This is a genomic window from Leeuwenhoekiella palythoae, from assembly GCF_900130045.1.
In the GTDB taxonomy this organism is placed as follows: Bacteria; Bacteroidota; Bacteroidia; order Flavobacteriales; family Flavobacteriaceae; genus Leeuwenhoekiella; species Leeuwenhoekiella palythoae.
On the sequence record NZ_FQXT01000004.1, the window covers coordinates 99,943 to 120,092 of the forward strand.

General features: G+C 39.9%; 13 protein-coding genes. 10 read left to right on the plus strand and 3 right to left on the minus strand.

The window, feature by feature from the left end; genetic code table 11:
* The first annotated feature begins 181 nt into the window (after positions 1 to 181).
* Entirely contained in the window at positions 182 to 3,313 is a 3,132-nt protein-coding gene (locus BUA96_RS10840; RefSeq protein ID WP_072983032.1) for a SusC/RagA family TonB-linked outer membrane protein, read from the plus strand.
* A 5-nt stretch (positions 3,314 to 3,318) separates the two neighbouring features.
* Positions 3,319 to 4,812: a RagB/SusD family nutrient uptake outer membrane protein gene (locus BUA96_RS10845; protein WP_128755690.1), complete on the plus strand. Its 1,494-nt coding sequence runs from the start codon at positions 3,319 to 3,321 to the stop codon at positions 4,810 to 4,812.
* A gap of 91 nt (positions 4,813 to 4,903) precedes the next feature.
* Here the strand turns inward: BUA96_RS10845 and BUA96_RS10850 are convergent, their stop codons facing one another.
* The 3 genes from BUA96_RS10850 to BUA96_RS10860 form a co-directional block, all read right to left on the minus strand.
* Positions 4,904 to 6,478: a RagB/SusD family nutrient uptake outer membrane protein gene (locus tag BUA96_RS10850; protein ID WP_072983034.1), complete on the minus strand. Its 1,575-nt coding sequence runs from the start codon at positions 6,476 to 6,478 to the stop codon at positions 4,904 to 4,906.
* 10 nt (positions 6,479 to 6,488) lie between these two features.
* Complete coding sequence (locus BUA96_RS10855) at positions 6,489 to 9,563, minus strand: SusC/RagA family TonB-linked outer membrane protein (protein ID WP_084673134.1); 3,075 nt, start codon at positions 9,561 to 9,563, stop codon at positions 6,489 to 6,491.
* 414 nt (positions 9,564 to 9,977) lie between these two features.
* Positions 9,978 to 10,724 (minus strand): hypothetical protein, encoded by a 747-nt coding sequence (locus tag BUA96_RS10860; RefSeq protein ID WP_128755691.1) that lies wholly within the window; start codon positions 10,722 to 10,724, stop codon positions 9,978 to 9,980.
* 209 nt (positions 10,725 to 10,933) lie between these two features.
* Here BUA96_RS10860 and rplM point away from each other — a divergent pair, with 209 nt between their 5' ends.
* The 8 genes from rplM (at position 10,934) to BUA96_RS10900 (ending at position 20,031) form a co-directional block, all read left to right on the plus strand.
* Positions 10,934 to 11,389: a 50S ribosomal protein L13 gene (gene rplM, locus BUA96_RS10865; protein ID WP_072983038.1), complete on the plus strand. Its 456-nt coding sequence runs from the start codon at positions 10,934 to 10,936 to the stop codon at positions 11,387 to 11,389.
* On the plus strand, positions 11,390 to 11,776 hold the full coding sequence (gene rpsI / locus BUA96_RS10870; RefSeq protein WP_072983039.1) for a 30S ribosomal protein S9: 387 nt from the start codon (positions 11,390 to 11,392) through the stop codon (positions 11,774 to 11,776).
* Between the two features lie 193 nt (positions 11,777 to 11,969).
* On the plus strand, positions 11,970 to 12,755 hold the full coding sequence (gene rpsB / locus BUA96_RS10875) for a 30S ribosomal protein S2 (RefSeq protein ID WP_072983041.1): 786 nt from the start codon (positions 11,970 to 11,972) through the stop codon (positions 12,753 to 12,755).
* A gap of 96 nt (positions 12,756 to 12,851) precedes the next feature.
* The gene (gene tsf, locus BUA96_RS10880; RefSeq protein ID WP_072983043.1) at positions 12,852 to 13,817 is read left to right on the plus strand and encodes a translation elongation factor Ts; all 966 of its coding nucleotides are present in this window, start codon (positions 12,852 to 12,854) and stop codon (positions 13,815 to 13,817) included.
* Positions 13,818 to 13,938: 121 nt separating this feature from the next.
* Positions 13,939 to 14,646 carry a UMP kinase gene (gene pyrH / locus BUA96_RS10885; RefSeq protein ID WP_072983045.1) on the plus strand — a complete coding sequence of 236 codons (708 nt, stop codon included), beginning with the start codon at positions 13,939 to 13,941 and terminating at the stop codon, positions 14,644 to 14,646.
* Positions 14,647 to 14,694: 48 nt separating this feature from the next.
* Positions 14,695 to 15,258, plus strand: coding sequence for a ribosome recycling factor (gene frr, locus BUA96_RS10890; RefSeq protein ID WP_072983046.1), 564 nt, complete (start codon positions 14,695 to 14,697; stop codon positions 15,256 to 15,258).
* 173 nt (positions 15,259 to 15,431) lie between these two features.
* Positions 15,432 to 17,486, plus strand: a complete 2,055-nt coding sequence (locus tag BUA96_RS10895; protein WP_233430638.1) for a DUF5686 family protein — start codon at positions 15,432 to 15,434, stop codon at positions 17,484 to 17,486.
* 133 nt (positions 17,487 to 17,619) lie between these two features.
* Positions 17,620 to 20,031: an efflux RND transporter permease subunit gene (locus BUA96_RS10900; protein ID WP_072983050.1), complete on the plus strand. Its 2,412-nt coding sequence runs from the start codon at positions 17,620 to 17,622 to the stop codon at positions 20,029 to 20,031.
* The last annotated feature ends 119 nt before the right edge of the window (positions 20,032 to 20,150 follow it).

The window sequence follows — 20,150 nt, forward strand, 5'->3', positions numbered from 1 at the left end:
GTTGTTAAAAATAGGGTGCTATTATGTGAATTCTACCCTATTTAAAATTTGAATTTTATAAAAATCAATGAAATAACTGTTGTATCAATAAAAGTGCTTCGAATTCTGTTAAAAAGAAGTGTTTTCAATTGGTTTGTTTCATTTTTAGCGCTGGCTAATATCAAAATTCAAATTTTTACGAATGAAACAACAACTAAGATTAATCTGGTCGTTAGTCTTCCTGATGACCTTAAATTTCGCCTTCTCCCAAACAAAAACGGTGAGTGGAACGGTGACCGATCAAACCGGTATGCCGCTTCCGGGAGTTAATGTAACGGTAAAGAATACCACAGGTCGTGGTACGCAAACCGATTTTGATGGTAATTTTACCATCGCAGCGAGCGCCGATGAAACGCTCGTTTTTTCTTATATGGGCTTTAAACCTTACGAACAACTCGTAGGTGCTTCTGCTACATTTTCAATAACCTTATCTGAAGACACTCAATCACTGGATGAAGTGCTTGTAGTTGCTTATGGTACTGCAAAGAAAGAAGACTTTACCGGTTCTGCTGTACAGGTAAATGGAGAGTCTCTAGAACAACGCCCTATTACCAATGCTATTTCTGCATTAGATGGTGCTGCTGCCGGTGTAAATGTATCTGCAGCAAATGGTCAGCCGGGATCGGCTCCTAGCATCCGTATTCGAGGAACAGGTTCTTACAGTGCTTCAAATACACCACTTTACATCGTAGATGGAGTTCAGTTTAATGGAGAGCTTTCAAGTATCAACTCTAATGATATTGAAAGTTTAACCGTACTTAAAGATGCTGCTTCCACTTCACTTTACGGTAGTAGAGCTGCAAACGGGGTGGTGTTGATCACAACAAAATCTGGACGCAGTGGGAAACCTCAAGTTTCCTTAAAAATGTCTCAAGGTATTACCAGTCGTGGTATTCCAGAATATGATCGCGTTAGTGCGAGTGAGTATTACCCTTTAATGTGGGAAGCGTTACGCAATAGTTTATCTATGAGCAGTGATACGCCGGTAGCTGAAGCAAACGCTATTGCTTCCTCAACAATTTATGATGAGCTGGGCCAAAACCCATTTAATGTGGCTAATGATCAAATCGTTTTAGAAGATGGAACTTTGAATCCTAATGCTTCTTTATTATACGCAGAAGATCTTGATTGGCTAGAGCCGCTTGTACGTACCGGTGTGCGTACCAACCTTGATTTTTCATATAGCGGAGGTACTGAGAAATCAGACTATTATGCTTCGGTAAGTTATTTAAAAGAAGATGGGTATATCATCAATTCAAATTTTAAGCGACTTACAGCTCGTCTAAATGCGAATACGCAAGTAACAGATTGGATTAAAACAGGTTTAAATATTTCGGCTGCAGATTCAGACTCCAATCAAGCTGCAGATGCAGGAAGTTCGTCCTACGTAAACCCGTTTAGAACTACCAGATATATCGGTCCTATTTACTCGGTTCACGAGCACGACCCTGAAACAGGAGAATATATTTTAGATAGTGATGGTAATTGGATCTATGACCTTGGCGATAACCGTGTAGGTGGCGGTGGTAGTGGTCGTAATGTGATTCAAGAGACTTTGCTTAACGTAGATCGTGATAAGATTTTCTCATTTACGTCTAGAGCTTATGCTGAATTTACCTTCTTGCAAGATTTCACCTTTACCGTAAATGGAGGTATTGATAAGCGTTTTTACAGCAACGAAAGTTTTGACAACCCAATTGTAGGGGATGGTGCTCCTGATGGTAGAGCAGGTAGAACAACTTCAACTAGAACTACAGTAAACTACAACCAGTTACTTAACTATTCTAAGACTTTTGGAAAGCATAGCGTTTCTGCTTTAGTAGGACACGAAAGTTTTGATACAGAGTATGAGTATCTAAACGGATTCAGACAAAATCAAATCGTTGAAGGAAATACCGAGTTGATCAACTTTACTACTACAAATGATTTGATTTCCTATACCAGTAATCAAACGACCGAAGGATATTTCTCTCGTGTAAATTATGATTATGACAGTCGGTATTATATTTCAGGATCTTACAGACGTGACGGGTCTTCACGATTTAGCAAAGATGCTCGTTGGGGAGATTTCTTTTCTGTAGGTGGTGCTTGGAGAATAGATCAAGAAGCCTTTATGGAGACTGCAGATTGGGCAAATCTTTTAAAATTAAGAGCCTCTTATGGTGAAGTAGGTAATGACAACTTAGGCGGGTATTATGTAAGCCAATCTTTATTTGCTTTAGATTATAACAACGCTTCAGAAGGTGGAATCTTAGTTGATTCTCCAGGAAACCCAAGATTGCAGTGGGAAACTAACATTCAAACCGATGCTGCAATTGAATTTGGTTTATTCAACAACCGCGTGGCTGGTACTTTTGAATACTATAACCGTAAGTCTGAAGATCTATTATTTGATGTGCCGCTTCCGGTATCTTCAGGTCTTGATGATTATCCTGACAACATAGGTAGCTGGGTAAACAGTGGTTTTGAATTTGACGTAACTGTAGGAATTGTTCGCAACAGTCAGTTTAAGTGGGATTTCAGCATTAATGCTTCAACACTCAAAAATGAGATTAAAGAACTTTCACAAGAAGAGATCATTAATGGTTCTAAAAAGCTGGTTGTAGGTGGTGATATCTATGACTACTGGTTAAGAGAGTGGTATGGTGTAGATCCTGCTGATGGTATGGCGCTATACATTGCAAGTCCTGAGGCTATTGAAGCAGGAGGAAGCGATTTAAGAGAAATTGACGGAACCACAGTAACTACTAACCAAAATAACGCAAACTACAACTTTGTAGGTAAAGCTACTCCAGATGTTTACGGAGCCTTTAGAAACAACTTTGAGTATAAAGGCTTTCAGTTAGGGATCACGTTTACTTATCAGTTAGGTGGAGAAACCTATGACTCTAACTATTCTGGTCTGATGCACTCTGGTACTTACGGAACCGCGTTAAGTACAGATATTCTTGATAGATGGCAAGAGCCGGGTGACATTACGAATGTCCCTAGACTTGATGCTGCGCAAACAGCAGCTTTTGGTGCAGGTTCTAGCCGCTGGTTAGAAAAATCAGATTTCTTGGCATTACGACAAGTAAATCTGGGCTACGCATTTGATGCTGAGCTTGTGCAAAAGTTAGGGCTTACCGGAGCAAATGTATATGTAAGTGGAGAGAATTTATTCAAGCTTACCGCTAGAAAAGGTATGGATGTAGGTGAAAGCTTTAACGGTACCACTTCAAACCGCTTTACACCGGCTCGCGTATTATCAGTAGGATTAAATATTACATTATAAAAACTATGAAAAATAACTATATAACTAAGTTTACTTTACTCTTTGTAGTGCTGGGATTAGCATTATCATCGTGTAGTGAAGAATTTTTAGAAGAAGTGCCTACCGAAAGTGTTTCTGATGTGACCGCTACGTCAACTACCGGAAACCTATTTTTAGTAATTAATGGTATTCACCGTTCTTTATACATAAGATACGGCGCGCAAGGCCGAAGCGGTATAGGATCGTTAATGATTCAAAACGATGTATTAGGAGAGGATTTTGTTATGACTTCTCGAGGAAACGGTTGGTTTGTTTCTGCGGCAGGTTGGTTAGATCACACTAATGCAGATGATTCTGATAACCTTTTCCCGTATCGTACCTATTATCGAATTATCAGAAATGCTAACGTAGTCATCAATGGAGCAGAAAATGCTGAAGGTGATGCTGCAGAGCGTCAGGCTGCTTTAGGTCAAGCAACTCTTTATAGAGCTTGGGCTCATTTTCAAATGGTTCAACTTTATGGAATTCGCTATTCAGCAGGTGCTGAAAATACACAACCGGGAATTCCTATCAGATTAACCGCTGATAATGACCCATTACCTCGTGCGAGCGTTGAAGAAGTTTATACACAGATTAATACAGACCTTGATGCAGCTATTGAATTGCTTGACGGTTATGTGCGACCTAATAAATCACATCTAGATCAATCAGTGGCATTAGGATTAAAAGCGCGTGTAGCTTTGGTTCAACAAAATTACCAAGTTGCGGCAGATTATGCGGCGCAGGCTAGAGCCAACTATAATCTTATGTCTAATGATGATTACTATGCAAACTTCAACACGTATACTAATGGTGAGTGGATGTGGGGAAGCTACATTCAAGAGGATCAAACCGATTACTATGGAAATTTCGGAGCGTATGTTTCAAGAAATTACAGTTCAACAAATATTAGAACAAACCCTAAAGCGATAAATAATTTGCTTTACGATCAGATTTCTGAAACAGATATTCGGGCTGTGTTGTTTGATCCTACCGGACAACACGATAGTTTGCCTCCGGGATATTCAATTGCGTCTAATTTTTCACTTTTCCCATATACAAGTCAGAAATTCTTAGCCGCAGGAACCGGTGATAGTAGAATGGATGTACCTTATATGCGCGCCGGGGAGATGTATCTTATAGAAGCTGAAGCGCTAAGCTATATTGATGAAGGAGCAGCGCGTTCTGTATTGTTTGATTTTGCTTCAAACAGAGATCCTGAGTATACCTTGTCAACCAATACAGGTCAGGCTCTTAAAGAGGAGATATATATTCAAAGAAGAATAGAGCTTTGGGGTGAAGGTTTTAGATTCTATGATTTAAAGCGTTTAAATCAACCGCTTGATCGTACAGGAGCTAATCACGTACAAACAGTAATTAATAATGTTTATGAGGTGCCTGCAGGAGATAACAGATGGCAATGGTTGATTCCTCTAGATGCATTAAATGCGAACCCATTATTGAAGCAAAACCCAATATAAATTTGAAGATTGATTAAACTAAAAAACCCGCTTAAGATTCTTAAGCGGGTTTTTCTTTGGCTAAATGAATTTAATGAAACCAAATGTTGGTTTACCAACCTGGGTTTTGCTGCGCAGCAAGAGTTGGGTTATTGTTGATCTCTTGCTGAGGTATTGGCCATAAAAATGCAGTCGCGCTATAAGGAATAGCATCTACACCATAAGGTCCGGAATATGCGGTGCCTAAAGTATAGCTTTCGGCAGTAGGTGTGCCGTTAGCCACTTTTTGAGGAACACCACTTACGGGTGCTAAGTCATCAAGTTGTAGACGGTGAATGTCTGGCCAACGTCTTCCTTCCATCACAAATTCTATTCTACGCTCGGTAATGATTGCATTGACCAAAGCAGCTGGAGTTGCAAAACTAGTGCTTACATAGGCTTGAGTTGCAGGTGCTGCAAGCGATCTGTTGCGTACTAAGTTAAGGTTGGTAAGCGCGCTTCCGGCAGCGTTAGTACGAGCATAAGCTTCGGCCATATTGAGTAATACTTCAGCATAACGAATTACTGGAGCAGGGTCTGTGTAGTTCGTAGCATCTTTGTACTTGTTAGTATACTTTACTCCTGAACGTGTGGTTACTAAAGTTCCTTCTCCACGTCTTAGGTCGTCTTCTAACCAAGAAGGATTTCTCCAGATAATTGGGCTGATTACTACAAGTCCGCGGCGATTATATTGAGAAGCTAAAGCTGCGTTCACACCGGGATTGTTCAAAGCTGTATTTTCAATAGAGAAAATAGATTCGGTATTAGCATATCCGCTTGCAAAAGGTTCGTTGGGAGAAGCAGTTAAGGTATATGTTCCATTAAGCTTAGTTCCTTCTTGAATAACCATTGGCCAGTTACGCATATGCAAGTAGGCACGGGTTTTAAATGCAATTGCAGCTTCGCTTGTAGCTCTGATGATTCCGTCTGTTCCTCCGCGTTCCGCTTTGCTTAGCAAAAGACTTTCAGCATCATCAAAATCAGCTAAAATTCGGGCATAGCAGTCTGCGACGGTGTTTCTACCTTGCTCCAACGCAGTAGCGATAGACTCTGCAGTGTTGATCGGGTAGTCTCTATAAGGAACCCCAAGATGTGATGCATCTGGAGTGTCGTTATACGGTTTTGCAAAATGAAACAGCAACTCTAAATGTGCAGCAGCTCTCAAGAATTTTGCCTGACCCTCATAGTCGTCAGCTTGTTCCTGAGTGATGATCCCATTGTCTAACGCGGTCTGTACCCCTTCAAGAACGATGTTTGCTCTGTTTATTAAGCGATAGGTATCGCTCCAGTAATACACGTTATTTGCTGTAGTGGGGTCGTAGGTGCCGGTGTAGGTAAGCTGGTAAAAGGTAGCAACGTTTACCACATCTTCACCACGGTTATCTCCTTGCTGTACAAAAGCAGCCCCAAAAGGATACCCACGCCCTGTGCCGGTATACACTCCTATTTGAGCCGCATTGTACATACCGGTTACGGATAGTTCAACAAGATCTGCGGTAGAAAACGCAGCGTCTTCAGAGATTTGGTTAAAAGGCTCTAGTTCGAGAACATTTTCTTCGTGACAGCTGTAAAAGACACTCAATCCTAAAACGAGAAGAAGTGGTTTAACAGCACGGGAAAATTTCATATTTAAAATTCGTTTTTTCATAGTAATAAGGTTATAGACTTAGATTAAGACCAAAAGAAAAAATGCTTGCTCTGGGTGTACCGTTAAGGTCAACACCTGCAGATTCCATTTCTGGATCTAAGCCTGAGTAATCAGTAATCGTCCATACGTTTTGCGCTTGTAAATACAAGCGAAGCTTTGTGATACCTAATTGTGTAGCGGTATCAGCCGGTAGGCTGTATCCTAAAGTGATGTTATCTAATTTGATAAAATCGCCGTCTTCAAGAAAACGTGAAGTCGCTATTGAAGTTAAGTTGGTAGTGGTGTTTGTAGATGCATATAATCTGGGGGTCCATCCATCACCTGGATTTTCTACACTTTGCCATCTTCCTAAAATCTCAGTGCTGTTGTTAGTAAAGTTTTGGTTTAATAAATCTCTACGCGTAGCATTGAAGATTTTGTTTCCGCCGCTAAAGCGGAATAAAAATCCTAGATCGAAGTTTTTGTAATTCATAGAGGAATTTAAACCTCCAAAATATTTAGGAAGCGATTGACCTAAAATCACGCGATCGTCTGCAGCGCTTAAAGAAGCAGCCTGAGAAACATCAGCAGGATTTGCAGGATCAAAAACCGAATAACTAGAACCGGGCAGGTTGCCTTGAACTAAGCTTCCGTCTGCTTTGTAATAAACCGGATTACCATTTTCTGGATTTGTTCCGTAATAACGCACACCGTAAATAGAGTTGATAGATTCTCCTTCACGAGTGATCGTGTTGGTGCCTATACGATCCTGACCGTTAACCAAAGCAATAACTTCGTTGTCGATAAAGGAGATGTTAGCAGAAACATTCCATCTAAATTCTTTATCCAGAATACGTGCATCTACAGCAAATTCATAACCGGTGTTTTGAATTTTACCAATGTTTGCGCGGTAGCTGTTATTAGGTACTCCAAAAGACATAGGAGTTTCTAGATCTAAGATCAGGTCATCGGTGTCGTTTTTAAAGTAGTCTGCACTGATGGTAATGCGATTGCGTAAGAAAGCAAGATCTACACCTAAGTCATATTTAATACTGGTTTCCCAACGCAGCTGATCATTACCAAATTGAACATAACCAATACCATTAGTGTCGCCATATTTTGCAGCGCCATAAAGTCCTAAGTAAGGGTAGTTGCCAATGTCTGTGTTACCAACTTTTCCATACGAACCACGGATTTTGAAGTCAGAAAGGGTTTCTTTAATGCCTTGCATAAATGATTCTTCACTTACAGTCCATCCAAAAGAAGCTCCTGGGAAAGTTCCGTAGCGGTTTTCAAATGGTAATGAAGAAAGACCATCTCTACGTAAGGTTCCTTGAAGGAAATACTTCTGTTTGTAGTTGTAATTCAAACGACCGGCATAGGAAATCAAACCATTCTCGCTTAAGCTTCCGCCAGAACCTTGAACACCATACGAGTTACTGATGAGGTTTTGATTGAAAAACTCGTTGCTTAGATCAGTACCTGTGCCGAAGAAACTTTGGTCTCTTGACTTTTGATATTCATTGATTAGTGTTAGCGAAACATTATGATCTTCCCCATAAGTCTCGTTGTAGCTCAACACGTTTTGCCAGTTCCAGCGGGTAAGGTCAGTATTGCTGTTTTGCACACGTCCGTTTGAGCCATATCCATCACCGTGAATCGGGCTCCAGAATAAGAAACCGGTGGTGTTGGTTTGATCAATACTAACTTGAGTTCTAAAGTTGATCGTAGAAACGGGTTTGATATCTGCATAAACGTTCCCAATAACACGGTTTACTTTAGAGTAGTACGAGTTGTTCTCAATTGCAAACATAATGTTTGGAATGTTATCTCCTACGGTTTCTAAGTTGGTGCCGCGTCCCATACGATCAGGGAATGTGTCATCTAAATTATAGCCTGTAGGATCATTTGCATCATAAGGAGATACGTTAGGATGCTGGCGGCTCGCATTAAAAATGTTACCTGAAAGTGAGTTGGTACCGGTGTTTAAGCCGTTGTACTCAGAGCGGGTTAAACCTGCGTTTACCCCCATAGATAACCAACTTTTGATTTTCTGCTCAATATTTGATCTAAAAGTATAACGTACAAAGTCATTAGGGCGCGCGATACTTTCTTGCTCGGTATACCCTAAGGACAAATAATACTTTGTGTACTGTGTTCCGCCAGAAAAAGAAACGCTATGATCCTGTTGAAAAGCATTGTCATTTAAAACAAGATCTTGCCAATCTGTATTGAATTCGGTTCCTGCAGCCCAATCGCTTTGTCCGCGGTTGCTGCGCTTTTCATTACTTATGGTAACAAAGTCTGAAGCGCCTAAGAGATTAAACGTGTTTACCGGTCTTGCAAAACCTGCAGACATGTTGTAATTGATAGTCATTTTTCCTTCGCGACCTTTTTTGGTAGTGATTAAAACAACACCGTTTGCAGCGCGTGATCCATAGATTGCAGTAGCCGAACCATCTTTTAGAATTTCTACAGATTCAATATCGGCAGGGTTTACGTCACCTAAAGCGTTGTTGGAAGCGTAACCTCCTAAGTCTCCGGTGTAAATAGGAATACCGTCAACAACTACTAACGGATATGTGCCCGAATCGATTGAAGCAATACCTCGTATTCTGAAACGTGGAGTTTCACCAATAATACCAGTCTGTGTAGTAACCTGTACCCCGGCAGCGCGTCCTGCTAGTTGAGATTCAAAACTTGGGGTGACTAAGTTTGCGATGTCATCTCCCTTTACTTGAGATACCGAAGCGGTCAAGTCACGCTTGCGTTGAACACCGTACCCTACTACCACTACCTCGTCTAGCGATTCGGTGTTTTCTGCAAGGGTTACATTTAATGTAGTTTTTGCACCCACAAGCTGCTCTTGCGTTTCAAAGCCCACAAATGAAAATACTAAAGTTTCATTTGAGCTGGCGTCGATAGTGTAGGCGCCGTCAAAGTCAGTCTGCGTACCTCTACCGGTGGCGCCTTTGATGACTACATTTACTCCCGGAAGCGGAGTGCCGTCTGCACCGATTACGGTACCTGTCACGGTCTTTTGCTGTGCGAAAGCCGATAGGCTTAGCAAACACATTAAGAAACTAAATAATAATTTTTTTATCATTTAACATACATATTGATTAAGTGTCGAAAAGTATGTTAAATGTCAATTGAAATTACAAGATTTTCAATTGAAGGTCTTTTTTATTGAGAAGTATGTAAATCGAGTTGTGGAGGTGGTGATTTTTGATTTAAAATATGGTTTTTAGTTAAAAACATAATTTAAATGCAAAAAAATCCTTGTGTGTAGTATAGCAATTTTGTTAAGGTTTTTGCTGACTTTTTTAAAAAACAGCGTGACCAACGATTATTTACGACTTATGGAAGGATAAGAAATATTCTTTTCTATTTAAAGCTGCCAATATTTCAATTTTCAAAAAGCTTATTTATATGCTTTATAAAGAATTACGATTTGATTGGTACGGTCTGGGCTTGTAATTAATTATTTGCAACGTGTTGCTTTAATTATATGTGATCTCTACCTGTATGCGGTATAGATTATTACTAGCCCATCTGCATAACTGTCTACATTTAGTGTGAATCCATTGTTGTCAAATGACGTCAAGCTTGCAGACGTAATCCCTAATTTGTCTCCATTCTGATTTGCGTATCTTATTCCTATGCAGTGATTAGGAGATGCATATCTTGAAATGTCATTAATTGAGTTACCACTACCGCCTCCGCAAATGACTTGCTGTGCAATTGATCCTGAGTGGTTGTTTGCAAATCCAGTCATGTAACCGAACGAATTTGCAATTCCTGAATTATTATTAGAGGCAGCATTGTCGCTATCAAGAGTATAGTTTTCTACATTGGCATAAGCTGTAAATGTAATTGCTGTAGGAGAAAAAGGTAGGGTGTTAATATTTATGGAGCCAGTGGATGTTATTCTCAGTTTTCCAGTGTATGTTCTAGAATCAGTGTTATCTGCTAATTTCTCCCATAGTGTACCTTTCCAATAATAAAATCCGGCAGGAGTTAAGCCGCCTGTACCGTCGTTATAGACTAAGGTGCTTTCAGCAAGGGCTCCGCTGTCTGTATTGACTACCGTAGTATTATCTGTAGTGCTAGTAAGTGCTACGCGTGGAATGAGCATACCACCATTAGCTACAGACTGCACGTCTAGGCTAGCTTCTGGAGCTGTGGTGCCAATACCAATCTGAGCAAATAAGGCTTGAGAGAAGAGTAAAAGTGTTAAAACTAGGGGCGAGAAATTTTTCATCATTAGCATTTTAGTCCTGATGAACATCAAATTTAAAAAGAGAATTCTTTTTGGGTTAGGTTAAAGTGCTATTTTAAAGTTTTTTAACGGTATAAATTATTCGCAAACCTCTGTTTGCTATCTAAATATATAATTGTACATTTGCACCCCTGTTTTCACGCGCGAGCGATTGAAGACAGGAAATGGAATGTTTAATAATTAAATAAAACAGTGTGGACACATTAAGTTACAAAACAGTATCTGCCAACAAAAACACCGTAAACAAAGAGTGGGTTGTTGTTGATGCTGAAGGACAAACGTTAGGGCGTATGTCTTCTGTAGTAGCAAAACTGTTACGCGGGAAGTACAAAACTAACTACACACCACACGTTGATTGCGGAGACAATGTTGTTGTTATCAACGCCTCTAAAATCAACTTGACAGGTAAAAAGTGGGACGCTAAGTCTTACATCCGTCACACGGGTTATCCTGGTGGTCAAAGAAGCCTTACTGCAAAAGAATTGTATGGTAAAGACCCTGCGCGTCTTATCGAAAATGCAGTAAAAGGTATGTTGCCTAAAAACAAATTAGGTAGTGCGATCTATCGCAATTTAAAGGTTTATGCCGGTGCAGAACACGGGCAGGAAGCGCAAAAACCTAAAGCAATTAACATTAACGAACTCAAGTAAATGGAAGTAATTCACAAAATTGGTCGTAGAAAGACCGCCGTTGCTCGTGTTTATTTAGCTCCTGGTTCTGGTAACATCACCATCAACAAGCGTGATCTTAAAGAATACTTCACAACAGGAACGTTACAGTACAAAGTTAATCAGCCATTAGTAATGACTGAAAATGATAAAAACTTTGACGTAAAAGTAAACGTTTATGGTGGAGGTATCACAGGACAAGCAGAAGCTGTACGTTTAGCTCTTTCTAGAGCAATGTGCGAAGTAGATGCAGAGAACAGAGGTATCCTTAAGCCGGAAGGTTTGTTAACAAGAGACCCAAGAATGGTAGAGCGTAAGAAATTCGGTCAGAAGAAAGCGCGTAAGAAATTCCAATTCTCAAAACGTTAACAGCAATCGTGTTTCAATCTTTATGGAATTTATTTTTCATTCAGTTTTTGAAAGCGAAAAGAAATTAATTTAAAAATTAAGTCGTTGTCCTGAGTGATCAGGAAATTAGTTTAGCATCTAAATGTGCTTGGCGATTCATTAAGAAGACCACTTGCATATTGCTACTACAACGGGAACGTAAACTAAAGTCAAAATGGCAAAAACAGAAAATGTAAAGGATTTACTGGATGCAGGTGTACACTTTGGTCACCTTACCAGAAGATGGGATCCTAACATGGCACCATATATTTATATGGAGCGTAATGGGATTCACATCATCAATCTATACAAAACTGCTGCTAAACTTAGCGAAGCTTCAGAAGCACTAAGTAAAATTGCAGCTTCAGGTAGAAAAATACTTTTTGTAGCTACCAAAAAACAAGCTAAAGAGATTGTTGCAGAACAAGCAACTCGTGCAAAAATGCCTTACATCACAGAGCGTTGGCCTGGAGGTATGTTAACCAACTTCGTAACTATACGTAAAGCGGTTAAGAAAATGCAAACTGTAGATCGTATGAAACAAGACGGTCGTTTTGATAGCTTGTCTAAAAAAGAGCAACTACAAATGAACCGTATGCGTGAAAAACTTGAAAAGAACTTAGGTTCTATCGAGGATATGACACGTCTTCCAGGTGCACTATTTGTAGTTGACATCAAACGTGAACACATTGCGATTAAAGAAGCTCAAAAATTAAACATTCCAATCTTTGCGATGGTTGATACCAACTCTGATCCACGTCAGGTTGATTATGCTATCCCATCTAATGATGACGCTTCAAAATCTATTGAGAAAATCATTTCTAACGTTGCTGATGCTATCGTAGAAGGTCTTTCAGAACGCAAAGCCGGAAAAGAAAAATCTGGTGAAGGCAAGAAAGATAAAGCAGCTAAGCCGGCAAAGGCAAAAGCTAAAGCTGTAGCTAACGACGAAGAAGAATAGTATTTAACAATTTGATAATAAGTAAAGTCGTTTAGTATACTGCATTTTTGCACTAAACTAAACGACTTTTGTTTTAACTCATAAAACGTATTTAAAATGGCAAAAATAACAGCCGCAGAAGTAAATAAACTTAGAAAGGCTACCGGTGCAGGTATGATGGATTGTAAAAATGCACTTGTAGAAGCTGATGGTGATTTTGATGAAGCAATCGCTGTCCTTCGTAAAAAAGGACAAAAAGTTGCTGAAAAAAGAGCAGACCGCGATTCTAGCGAAGGAGTTGTGGTAGCAAAGATCAATGATGCAAACAACCGTGGTGTTGTGTTTTCATTAAACTGTGAGACCGATTTCGTTGCTAAAAATGATTCTTACGTAGAGTTAGCAAATGAACTTGGTGATATCGCGATCAACTTTGACACTAAAGAAGCGTTCTTAGCAGCAGACTTCAAAGGGATGACTGTTGAAGAAAAATTGATCGAGCAAACAGGTGTAATTGGTGAGAAACTAGAAATTGGTGGTTTTGAACTTTTAGAAGCTCCATTTGTAGGTTCTTATGTACACGGTAACAAAATTGGTGCTTTAACCGGTTTATCTCAAGCTTCAGATAACGCAGAAGAAGTTGCAAAAACAGTTTCTATGCAGGTAGCTTCTATGGGGGCAACCACGTTATCATACAAAGATTTTGATCCAGAATTTGTTGCTTCAGAAACCGAAGCACGCATTGCTGCGATCGAAAAAGAAAACATCGAGTTAGGTCGTTTAGGAAAAACCCTTAAAAACGTACCACAATACATCTCTATGTCTCAGTTAACTCCAGAAGTTATGGCTCAGGCAGAAGCAGATATCAAAGAAGAATTGAAAGCAGAAGGAAAACCAGAAAAAATCTGGGATCGTATCGTTCCTGGTAAAATTGAGCGTTTTGTTTCTGACAACACTACTCTTGATAATGAGAAAGCTTTGTTAGATCAAGTTTTCATTATGGATGAGAGCATCAACGTTGCAAAATATGTTGCAAGTAAAGGTGATGCAGAAGTAGTAGGCTTTAAGCGTGTAAGCTTAGCTTAATTCGTTCTAACAAAATACTAAGTAAGAAGGCTGCCTATTGGTGGCCTTTTTTTATGCCTTGCATTCTTTCTTTTTCTCAAATGTCATTTAAGCTTATATTTGTCAAAAATTTTTCTACGCCATGCAATACAAACGCATTCTTTTAAAATTATCAGGTGAAGCATTAATGGGAAAACGCCAGTACGGTATAGACCCAGATAGACTTGCTGAGTATGCAGAAGAAATCAAAAAAGTACTTGATCAAGGAGTAGAAGTAGCCATTGTAATTGGTGGTGGAAATATCTTTAGAGGTGTCGCCGGAGCCAGCCGCGGTATGGATCGCGTACAAGGGGATCATATGGGGATGCTGGCTACCGTGATCAACGGTTTGGCATTGCAAAGCGCGCTTGAAGAAGCGGGTATTCAAACCCGTTTACAGAGTGCGGTAAAGATCAATGAGGTTGCAGAACCTTTTATTAGACGTCGCGCCATTCGTCATTTAGAAAAAGGGCGTGTGGTGATCTTTGGTGGAGGAACCGGAAATCCATATTTTACTACTGACTCTGCAGCAGTTTTAAGAGCTATTGAGATTCACGCAGATGTGATTTTAAAAGGAACGCGCGTAGACGGAATTTACACCAGCGATCCTGAAAAAGATGAGAAGGCTGTAAAATTTGATTTCATCAGTTTTGAAGATGTCTTACAGAAGGGACTTAAAGTGATGGATACAACCGCATTCACATTAAGTCAGGAGAATGAGCTCCCCATTATCGTGTTTGATATGAATAAACAGGGCAACTTGCTCAAAGTTGTTGAAGGTGAAAATATAGGTACTACAGTAAATTTATAATTTAGTATTTTTGGTTGGTTTGAAAAAAAGCAACGAACAAATAAAGCTATGAACGAAGACATTCAATTTATACTTGACGGAACTGAAGAAGGCATGCAAAATGCAATCAATCACTTAAAAAAGCAATTTGCAAACATACGTGCCGGTAAGGCGAGCCCTTCAATGTTAGGAAGTGTAATGGTAGATTACTACGGAAGTCAAACACCACTGGCTCAGGTTGCCAATGTTAATACTCCTGACGGAAGAACGATTTCTATTCAGCCTTGGGAGAAAGCGATGATTCAAGAGATTGAAAAGGCAATTATGAATGCCAATCTTGGTTTTAATCCTATGAATAACGGTGAAAGCGTAATCATCAACGTTCCGCCGTTGACTGAAGAGCGCCGTAGAGATTTGGTAAAACAAGCTAAAGCTGAAGCAGAAGATGCAAAAGTAGGTGTGCGTAACGATCGTAAATCAGCAAATAACGATATTAAAAAGCTGGAGAAAGATGGTCTCGCAGAAGATCTATGCCGAAATGCAGAAGTAGATGTTCAGGATTTAACTGATAAATACATCAAAAAAATTGACGAACTACTAGCAGTTAAGGAAAAAGAAATTCTTACCGTCTAGTTCTCGTTAAACTCATGCTAAGAGCGACCCTTGGGTCGCTTTTTTTATAGTATTTTTAGTTCCTAAGTTCTTCGGTGATAATGTTTAAACAACTTATTTTCTGTTTGTTTTTGTTGCTTTTGCTGCAAAAAAGTGCATTTGCTCAGCAAAAAAGCATAGCTGTCGATTCGTTAATGCAACGTGCCATTTTAGCGGCAGAACAAAATAATCCTCAAGAGGCGCTGCCGCATTACAGCTATACCACTTACGAGAAAACCATCATCACAGACTCCTTAGAACGTGAAACGAACGCCCATTCTTTTTTTACCGAAAAGGTTTCAAAAAATGAGTTTGATGCATATTCGGGTTTTAAAGAAGAAGTGCTGGGCCTCAATATGGCCGGTTTTAAAGAACCGCGTTATGAAGTGCTTGGGATCACCTTGCAGTCGCGCTCCTTTTATGATGAAGATTTTGTGATCTTTAATTACCGTTACGCCGGACCACTTTCTTCTCGCGGACTCAAGAATTATGATTATCAATTTGTTGCTGATACCACCATTTTAGAACGTACCAGTTATGCGGTGGCTTTTCAGCCAAAAAGGCCACAAACTATTCCCGGGCTAGAAGGGATTTTATATCTAGATCAAGAATCTTTAGCCATTCAGCGGGTGCATATCGCGATTAATGATGAGCTTGTGGCTCGTATTGAGCAGCATTACACGTATCTTGAGGATAAGGCTGTTTACCTCCCCAAGTCAAGTAAACTTTATATTGAAAAGGGCGAAACCTCAAAGCGATTGTCGCTTTTTAGAGGAAAAGTTTCCGTAGGAACCATCGAGCGCAACCCGGTTAAAGAGGCGATAGAAGGCAGGTACTTGCTTTCTACTTCGTACAATGCCAATTTTAACCTTTCTGAAGACGAGGAGATCGAACATCCCAATCTTGCGGTTGAAGTGATGGAAGGCGCAGAAAGTAAACCCGAATCCTTCTGGAAAAAATACCGCTCACAAGCGTTGACGCAGCGAGACCTTAATAGTTTTGACTACCTCAATAACATCGTAGAAACTCAAAATATTGAGCGTCGTTTAGCAGTCATCAACAACTTTGGGATTGGCTATTACACGGTTGATTTTTTTGATTTTGATTTGACCTATCCCGTAAAGTATAACAATTACGAAGGTTTGCGACTGGGCTTGGGCGGAGTGACCAATGCTTCGTTTTCGCAAAAGTTCAGGTTAGAAGGCTACACAGCTTATGGATTCAAAGATAAGGCCTTAAAATACGGCATTGGGGGTGGGATAATGCTCAATGAATCTCACGGTGCCTGGTTAAGTTTAACTTATAACGATGACTTGCAGGAAGTAGGTAGCTTTAACTATTTAACAGATCGCCGGGTATACTCTTTATTTGAGCCGCGTTTGGTGAATATCACGCAGTTTTTTGATTATAAAACACTCCGACTGAACCAAGAGTATCAAATCACGCCAAAGATTTTATCAGAATTACAATTTGCCAAAACCAATATCATTCAAACCCAAGACTACACCTTTGTATTGGGCGATCAGTCGTATAGGGAATATGATATCACCGAAGCCACTTTTGGAGTTCGATGGAGTCCGTCGAGTAAGTTTATGCGTTCTGAGAAAGGAACGGTAGAGATCTACGATGGCTATCCTAAAGTTACAGCGCAAGTTTCTAAAGGAATTTCAGGCTTGTTTGATGGAGATTTTGATTTTACCAGAGTAGGAGCAAAATTTTACTATCAAGTAGAACGCCTCAATAAATCAACCACCGAATTTTTGATTGAAGGAAAGATGGCATTTGGCGAAGTGCCGTTGACGCATTTATTTCACGCGTATCCCAATGCACCTACTAAAGAAACCATTATGCAGCGTTTTTCGGTGGCGGGTGTAAATAGTTTTGAAACCATGTATTTTGGGGAATTCTTTTCAGATCGTATTGCGACGCTGCAAGTAAAACATCATTTGCGGCCGTTTAATTTAGGCGAAAAATTCAAGCCCGAAATGGTATTCATCACCCGTTATGCCATCGGCGATATCTCAAACATAGAGCGCCATCAGGATGTGAGTTTTGGAACTCTTGATAAAGGCTATACGGAAACCGGCTTTGAAATCAACAAGATTCTTTTTGGCTTCGGTACGAGTTTAACCTACCGTTACGGGGCGTATAGTCTGCCTAGTTTTGCAGATAACATTGCGTTCAAGTTTACGTTTAACCTTCAGTTATAAATAGATTTTCAAATTAGGATTCCGTAGGGATCTTCAGTTCAAAGCCTGCGCTTTTCTGCGGATTTTGTTTTTGATTTATGGCAAAGGCTATTCGTTCTTAAATGAGTATCTTTGCGCCTCTTAAATTAGGACGATGACCAAGCTATTGGGTTACGGATTTTGGAACGGTGTCGCACGCCTTATCTTACGCAACAGACTCTTTATTCTTTTTCTGGTTGCTGCATTTACTGTGTTTTTAGGCACACAGTGGAAGTACATGCGATTTACCTACACCGAGGCCAACTTACTGCCGGATGATCACGAAGTCAATCTGGAATACAACAAATTTCTTGATCAATTTGGAGAAGAAGGAAATCTTATCGTATTCGGAATAAAAGATTCTACGCTTTTTACTCCTGAAACGCTTAACAAATGGAACGCGCTTTCTGATACCATTAATGATTTTAATGAAGTCGCGCTTTCGGTATCTCTTAAAGATTTAAAACTGCTTCAGAAGCAAGAGGAGCCCAAGCGTTTTGAAATGATTCCTTTTGTAGACGGTTCTGTAAATACTAAAGTGCAAGCAGAGGCGCTAAAGAAAAAGCTTTTTAAAGACTTGCCTTTTTATGAAGGACTGATCTATAATAAAGAGACCGGTACGGTACGCAGTGCGGTGTATCTTAAAAAGGATATCGTAAATACCGCAGCGCGGAAAGACTTTATCGTAGATGACCTCATTCCGTTGATTGATCAGTTTGAAGAAGAGACCGGGATCACAGTGCATACTAGCGGGATGCCGTACATACGCACGCTAAACAGTGCAACGATCATCAGTGAAATCGGTTGGTTTGTAGGTGGAGCACTATTAGTAACCTCGCTTATCTTTTTCTTCTTTTTCAGATCCTACCGAGCTACTTTTATTTCGATGATCACTGTGGTGATCGGGGTGATGTGGGCATTTGGATTCCTAGGTTTGTTAGGTTATGAAATTACCGTTCTTACCGCGTTAATTCCGCCGTTGATTATTGTGATCGGGATTCCTAACTGTATCTTTTTGATCAATAAATACCAGCAGGAATATAAAAACCACGGAAATAAAATCAAGGCGCTTCAGCGTGTGATCACAAAAGTTGGTAACGCAACCTTGATGACCAACATCACGACCGCTTCGGGTTTTGCAACATTTATTTTGACGCAGAGTTCGCTGTTGAAGGAATTTGGTATTGTGGCTTCAATCAATATTCTGGCGATATTTTTATTGAGCTTGCTCATCATTCCTATCATTTATAGCTATATGTCGCCGCCAAAAGAGCGTCATTTAAAACATTTGGGAAAAACCTGGATCGAAGGTTTTGTAAACTGGATTGAACGTATGGTGCGCGATCGCCGCATCACGATCTACATCAGTACCGTGATCTTACTTATTGTAAGTATGATAGGTATTTATCAAATAAAGGTTTCGGGCAGTTTGATTGAAGATATGCCCAAGAACACGACGTTTTACAAAGACATCAAGTTCTTTGAAAGCGAGTTTGACGGGATAATGCCGCTTGAAGTGTTGATCGATACCAAGCGTCCTAAAGGCGTGATGAAGTTGCCAACGCTAAAACGTATGGACGAGCTGGCAACGACCATCTCAGAAACTCCAGAGCTTTCTAAGCCTATTTCTATTGTGAATTTAGTAAAGTATGGAAAGCAGGCTTTTTACAATGGGGATCCGCAGTATTATCAATTGCCTACTTCAAACGAGCGCAACTTTATTTTGCCTTATGCGCAAAGCTTTTCTAGTGAAGCTGGACTGCTGGACAGTTATGTAGACTCTACCGGTCAATATGCACGTATGACGACCTTTATGCAAGATATTGGTACTGATCGTATGGAGATTGTAGAAGACAATCTGTACAACAAAATAAGTATTCTTTTTCCTGAAGATAAGTTTGATGTGACGCTAACCGGTAAGGCTTTGGTGTTTCAAAAAGGAACCAATTATTTAATCAATAACCTGATCATCAGTTTGTCGCTGGCCATTTTATTGATCTCCATATTTATGGCGTTTATGTTCCGGTCGTTTAAAATGATCTTGGTTTCTTTGATCCCAAATTTACTACCCTTATTGATCACCGCCGGATTGATGGGCTTTCTGGGCGTGCCTATAAAACCTTCAACCATTTTAGTGTTCAGTATTGCGTTTGGAATATCGGTAGATGACACCATTCACTTTTTGGCCAAATACCGTCAGGAATTAAAAAGCAGCGGTTGGAAGATCAAGCGTTCGGTGTATGCTTCGGTAAAAGAAGCTGGCGTAAGTATGTTTTATACTTCTATCGTCTTGTTCTTTGGATTTTCGGTATTTATGATCAGTAGCTTCGGTGGTACAGTTGCGCTAGGAGGTTTGGTTTCGGTAACCTTGATCTTTGCGATGTTATCTAACCTATTATTGCTTCCGTCGTTGTTGCTTTCGCTAGAGCGAAATATCGCCAACAAAGAAGATTTTAAAAAACCTGCGATCCACATTCTGGACGAAGTAGAAGATGAAGAAGTGCTTGAAGAATTAGAAAAAGAATAATTCCGTTTAAATTTTCAGCCAGTTTTGCGGCAATCTGATGTAAAATTTATCTTTGTCGCGTATCAAACTTGAATTACAGAACTAAGCCAATCACGTCTTAAGACGTTTTGATTCTATAA

Bases quoted from the DNA above. Each gene is read 5' to 3' on its own strand.
- tsf (WP_072983043.1), top strand. From the start codon at position 12,852: ATGGCAAAAATAACAGCCGCAGAAGTAAATAAACTTAGAAAGGCTACC.
- frr (WP_072983046.1), top strand. From the start codon at position 14,695: ATGAACGAAGACATTCAATTTATACTTGACGGAACTGAAGAAGGCATG.
- BUA96_RS10855 (WP_084673134.1), bottom strand. From the start codon at position 9,563: ATGATAAAAAAATTATTATTTAGTTTCTTAATGTGTTTGCTAAGCCTA.
- BUA96_RS10895 (WP_233430638.1), top strand. From the start codon at position 15,432: ATGCAACGTGCCATTTTAGCGGCAGAACAAAATAATCCTCAAGAGGCG.
- BUA96_RS10840 (WP_072983032.1), top strand. From the start codon at position 182: ATGAAACAACAACTAAGATTAATCTGGTCGTTAGTCTTCCTGATGACC.
- BUA96_RS10900 (WP_072983050.1), top strand. From the start codon at position 17,620: ATGACCAAGCTATTGGGTTACGGATTTTGGAACGGTGTCGCACGCCTT.
- BUA96_RS10860 (WP_128755691.1), bottom strand. From the start codon at position 10,724: ATGATGAAAAATTTCTCGCCCCTAGTTTTAACACTTTTACTCTTCTCT.
- rpsI (WP_072983039.1), top strand. From the start codon at position 11,390: ATGGAAGTAATTCACAAAATTGGTCGTAGAAAGACCGCCGTTGCTCGT.
- BUA96_RS10845 (WP_128755690.1), top strand. From the start codon at position 3,319: ATGAAAAATAACTATATAACTAAGTTTACTTTACTCTTTGTAGTGCTG.
- rpsB (WP_072983041.1), top strand. From the start codon at position 11,970: ATGGCAAAAACAGAAAATGTAAAGGATTTACTGGATGCAGGTGTACAC.
- pyrH (WP_072983045.1), top strand. From the start codon at position 13,939: ATGCAATACAAACGCATTCTTTTAAAATTATCAGGTGAAGCATTAATG.
- BUA96_RS10850 (WP_072983034.1), bottom strand. From the start codon at position 6,478: ATGAAAAAACGAATTTTAAATATGAAATTTTCCCGTGCTGTTAAACCA.